Source organism: Mesorhizobium sp. M2A.F.Ca.ET.037.01.1.1 (assembly GCF_003998075.1).
In the GTDB taxonomy this organism is placed as follows: domain Bacteria; phylum Pseudomonadota; class Alphaproteobacteria; order Rhizobiales; family Rhizobiaceae; genus Mesorhizobium.
Genome location: NZ_RZSA01000478.1, coordinates 1 through 4,918 on the forward strand (window position 1 = coordinate 1; position 4,918 = coordinate 4,918).

The following is a 4,918-nucleotide window of genomic DNA, read 5'->3' on the forward strand; positions in this document are numbered from 1 at the left end:
GCCTTGTCGGCGCCGGCCTTGGCGGCAGGCGCGTTACGCAGCCGGCTTTCGAGATTGGCGCGGGCACTGCCGCAGGCATCGAGCTCGCCCTTGAGCCGGTCGTTATCGGCGCGCAGCCTGTCGCGCTCGCTTCGGGTGCGGTCGAGATCGCCACGCAGACTGTCGAGCTCGCCGCGCAGGCGGCCCCAGATGAACCAGCCAGCCAGGATACCCACAACGAACGCCAGGAGCATGTAGAAGAAAGTGCTCATTTCCCTCTCCAGTCCGGTCCGTCGGCCGCGGCTGGGAGGGCACGCTTGCCGTCAAGAATCGTCAAAGGTTCCGTGTTCGGTGGAACCGCCGGCTTCAATCGAGCCATCGGCGTTCGGTCTTGTCCGGACCGACGGCCATCATCGCATTCGCCGTAGCGGAGCGGCAGGCATCTCTGGCCTGCGCGATGCGTCCAGCTGAGCTTGAGGCCGGACGCTATCATATGGCTCGTCGAAAGCCAGTTGAAAATGCGCCGGAGAGTTATTCAAGAACAGCTATTTAGGGCAAGAATAGAGTCCGGCTAATATGCGTCTCGGCTAAACTATAGCTATCGATGCACGCTTCGTTGCTGTTCACTTGTCCAGCGCCTCCAACTCGTCGATCAGCGAACCGATCACGCCAAGGCCGATCTGCCAGAACGCGGGATCGGTGGCGTCGAGGCCGAAGGGAGCCAGGAGTTCGGAGTGATGCTTGGTGCCGCCGGCGCGCAGCATCTCGAAATACTTCTCCTGAAATCCCCGCTCGGCGTTCTGGTAGACGGCGTAGAGCGAGTTCACCAGGCAGTCGCCGAAGGCATAGGCATAGACATAGAAGGGCGAATGGATGAAGTGCGGGATATAGGTCCAGAAGACCTCGTAGCCGTCGCGCAGCTTGATCGCCGGTCCCAGGCTTTCGGCCTGCACCTCCAGCCAGAATTCGCCCAACCTGTCCGAGGTCAGCTCGCCGTTCTTGCGCTCGGTATGCACCTTGCGCTCGAACTCGTAGAAGGCGATCTGGCGCACGACCGTGTTGATCATGTCCTCGACCTTCTGAGCGAGCATGGCCTTGCGCTCGCGTCTGTCACTGGTCTGTTCGAGCAGCGAGCGGAAGGTCAGCATCTCGCCGAAGACGGAGGCGGTCTCGGCCAGCGTCAGCGGCGTCGAGGCCATCAGCGCGCCCTGGCCCGCGGCCAGCACCTGGTGCACGCCATGACCGAGCTCATGCGCCAGCGTCATCACGTCGCGCGGCTTGCCCATATAGTTGAGCAGCACGTAAGGATGCGCCGACGGCACCGTCGGGTGGGCGAAGGCGCCGGGCGACTTGCCCGGCCGCACCGGCGCGTCGATCCATCTGCGATCGAAAAAGCCGCGCGCGATTTCTGCCATGTCGGGCGAGAAGCGCTTGTAGGCGGAGAGCACCGTGTCCCTGGCGTCGTCCCAGCGGATCACCGCCTTCGGCGTCTCCGGCAGCGGCGCGTTGCGGTCCCAGTGGTTCATCACCTCCATGCCGAGCCAGCGCGCCTTCATCGCATAGTAGCGGTGCGACAGCCGCGGATAGGCCTCGCGCACTGCCGCGGCCAGCGCGTCGACCACGTCGCGCTCGACGCGGTTGGCGAGGTGGCGCGAGTCGGCGATATCCTGGAAGCCGCGCCAGCGGTCGGAGATTTCCTTGTCCTTGGCCAGCGTGTTGGTGATGAGGGTGAAGGTGCGCAGGTTCTTGCGGAACGTGGCGGCCAGCGCCTCGGAGGCGCGGCGGCGCACCTCGCCATTCGAATCCTGCAGCCGGTTGAGCGCCGGCTCAAGCGTCAGCTCCTCGCCGTCGACGTCGAAGCGCAGATCGGTCATCGTCTCGTCGAACAGGCGGTTCCAGGCGCCGCGCCCGGTGACCGACTTCTCGTGGAACAATTGCTCCACGCGATCCTCGAGCTGGTAGGGTTTGTCCTTCCTGAGGTCGAGCACCCAGGGCCGGTAGTGGCCGAAGGCCTTGTCGGCGGCCAGAGCGCTTTCGATCGCCGCATCGTCGATCAGGTTGAGCTCGAGCGCGAAGAACAGAAGATGGGCGCTCGCGTCCGTCATCTTTTCCTGGACGTCACCATAGAGCTTGGCGCGCTGCGGATCGGCGGTGTTGCCGGCATAGACGAGGCCGGCATAGGAGACGATGCGGCCGATCAGTTCCTCGAGCGCCTCATAGGCTTGCAGCGCCTCGCCCAGCCGGCCGGCGCCGCCGCGCCCGGCTTCCGTGGCCAGCGTGCCTTTCCAGCGGGTCTCGAAGGCGATGGCGTCGCTGGCCGCTTTGGCGATGTCGCGCTTCAATTCGGGCGCTTCCATGCCGGAATAGAGATCGGCGAGATTCCACTCCGGCAGATCGCCAAGCTCCGCCGCGCCGTGTCCGGACGCTGGCGCCGCAAGCCGATGACCAAATTCCATGCGCATCAGCAATACCTTCTTTGAATCGGTGCCAAATCAGAGGGAAGGAGGAAGCCGGTCAAATCCTAAGGAATTCGTTCACCGGGTTTTTTGAAACCTTATTTAGAACCCTGTGCCAAGATGATCCATGGGGATTTTCTCGGGCGGAAAACTCAAACAGTCATGACAGGTTCCATACTCATAGTCGATGACGATCCGGTGCAGCGCAGGCTGGTCGAGACCGCGCTGACCAAGTTCGGGCACACCGCGATCGTCACCGATAGCGGCGAGGCCGGCCTCGACGTGCTCGACGGGCCGAACGCGCGCGAGGTCTCCGTCGTCATTCTCGACCTTGTCATGCCCGGCCTAGGCGGCATCGGTGTGCTGAAGGCGATGCGCGAGCGCGGCATCAACATTCCCGTCATCGTGCAGACGGCGCAGGGGGGCATCGAGACGGTCGTTTCGGCGATGCGGCACGGCGCCTTCGACTTCGTCGTCAAGCCGGCGTCGCCCGACCGGCTGCAGACCGCGATCTCCAACGCGCTCAAGGTGGAAGCCGTCGAGGACGAGATGAAGCGCGCGTCGCGGCGACGCGGCGGCGGCCATCTCACCTTCAAGGACATGATCACGCGCAGCCCGGCAATGGACCGGGTGATCCGCCTCGGGCAGAAGGCGGCGGCGTCCAACATCCCGATCCTGATCGAGGGCGAATCCGGCGTCGGCAAGGAACTGGTGGCGCGCGCCATTCAGGGCAGCAGCGATCGCCGTTCGAAGCCGTTCGTCACCGTAAATTGCGGCGCCATCCCGGACAATCTCGTCGAATCGATCCTGTTCGGCCACGAGAAGGGGTCCTTCACCGGCGCTACCGAGAAGCATACGGGCAAATTCGTCGAGGCGAATTCCGGCACGCTGTTCCTCGACGAGATCGGCGATCTGCCGCTCGACGTCCAGGTCAAGCTGCTGCGCGCGGTGCAGGAGGGCGAGGTCGATCCGGTCGGCGGCCGCTCGACCGTCAAGGTCGACATCCGCCTGATCTCGGCCACGCACCGCAACCTTCTGCAGCAGGTCAAGGACGGCAAGTTCCGCGAGGACCTGTTCTACCGGCTGAACGTCTATCCGATCTTCGTGCCGCCGCTGCGCGACCGCCGCGACGACATTCCCTATCTGGTCCGGCACTTCATGGAAAAGGTCGCGCCGGCCGATCCGCGCCGGCGCCTTGCCGGCATATCGGCGCCAGCGCTTGCGATGCTGCAGGCCTATGACTGGCCGGGCAACATCCGCCAACTGGAGAATGCAGTCTTCCGCGCGTCGGTGCTTGCCGAGGGCGACGTGCTGACCGAGGAGGAGTTCCCGCAGATCCGGGCCCAGGTGGAAGGCACGGTCGATCTCGCAGCGGAAACGACATCCACCGTCGCCGAAACGGTCGAGGGTGCGTCCAATCCGGCGGATGAGGCGATTGCCGAGAAAATGGGGTCCGCCTTTGCCGACGGCGAGTCACCGGCGCGGCCGCAGCCGCGGTTCGGAACGCTTCGGGCGCTGGACGAGCGCGGCAATGTACGGGCGCTGGCCGATGTCGAGCTCGAGATGATCAAGCTGGCGATCGATCATTATAATGGCCAGATGAGCGAAGTCGCGCGCCGTTTGGGCATCGGCCGTTCAACCCTCTACCGCAAGTTGAAGGAATATGGCATTGATCCCGAAGCTGGTCGCGTGGACCGGCTTGCCTCGTGACAGGCAGGCCTCGAACAGCTTGCGCGCCTAAAATCCGAGTCAAATTGTCGCTTTTGACGTGAAAACGCAGGGTTTTCAGCGGTTGGCGTTGCCGAGGATCACGCATTAACGCTAACGGTAACAGATCGTGTTCTGGCCGGGGCCGGATTCTTGATCTAAACCAGCGGTTTACCACGAAATGCTGTGCATCATTTTTGACGGGATATCGCCACGGTGTTACCGCATTTCGGCTTCAATAAACGATGATTAACCATTAGGATCGATATTCGGATGTGAAAACGACGCATCCGTTTGGTCAAATCCGGGGACAAACGGCAGCCTGAAAGCCAGTTGATTTGAACAAAGTCGAACGACACACAAACGGGCGGCATTTTCACATGAGCGTCTGGCCGAGGTGGCTGACGTTTGTGATTTTGGCTGTCGGGTTTCTGTCCGCGGCAATGTCGGGCGCCAGGGCTGAGGTTCGTACGCTCAAGCTCTATCACCTGCACACGCACGAGAAGGCCGAGATCGTCTACAAGCGCAATGGCCGCTACGATCCGGAAGGCCTGCGCAAGATCAACATCATCCTGCGTGACTGGCGCCGCAACGAGCCGACGAAGATGGACCCGCGGCTGCTCGACCTCGTCTGGGAAGCTTATCGCGAAGCCGGCGCGACCGACTACATCCAGGTCGTCTGCGGCTATCGTTCGCCGTCGACCAACGCGATGCTGCGTTCGCGCAGCCGCGGCGTCGCCGAGAAAAGCCAGCACATGCTCGGCAAGGCGATGGAC

3 protein-coding genes and 1 pseudogene are annotated in these 4,918 nt (G+C 63.1%); 2 read left to right on the forward strand and 2 right to left on the reverse strand.

The window, feature by feature from the left end; translation table 11 throughout:
• Together EOA27_RS21890 and EOA27_RS21895 are read right to left on the reverse strand one after the other, a co-directional pair.
• A pseudogene (locus EOA27_RS21890) lies at positions 1 to 251 on the reverse strand (proton-conducting membrane transporter); the annotation flags it as partial.
• A gap of 351 nt (positions 252 to 602) precedes the next feature.
• Positions 603 to 2,441 (reverse strand): M3 family oligoendopeptidase, encoded by a 1,839-nt coding sequence (locus EOA27_RS21895; RefSeq protein ID WP_126081477.1) that lies wholly within the window; start codon positions 2,439 to 2,441, stop codon positions 603 to 605.
• 156 nt (positions 2,442 to 2,597) lie between these two features.
• Here EOA27_RS21895 and EOA27_RS21900 point away from each other — a divergent pair, with 156 nt between their 5' ends.
• Both EOA27_RS21900 and EOA27_RS21905 read left to right on the forward strand, forming a co-directional pair.
• Positions 2,598 to 4,145, forward strand: a complete 1,548-nt coding sequence (locus tag EOA27_RS21900; protein ID WP_127257143.1) for a sigma-54 dependent transcriptional regulator — start codon at positions 2,598 to 2,600, stop codon at positions 4,143 to 4,145.
• Between the two features lie 377 nt (positions 4,146 to 4,522).
• The coding region (locus tag EOA27_RS21905; protein ID WP_127257145.1) for a DUF882 domain-containing protein at positions 4,523 to 4,918 on the forward strand (396 nt) is incomplete at its 3' end.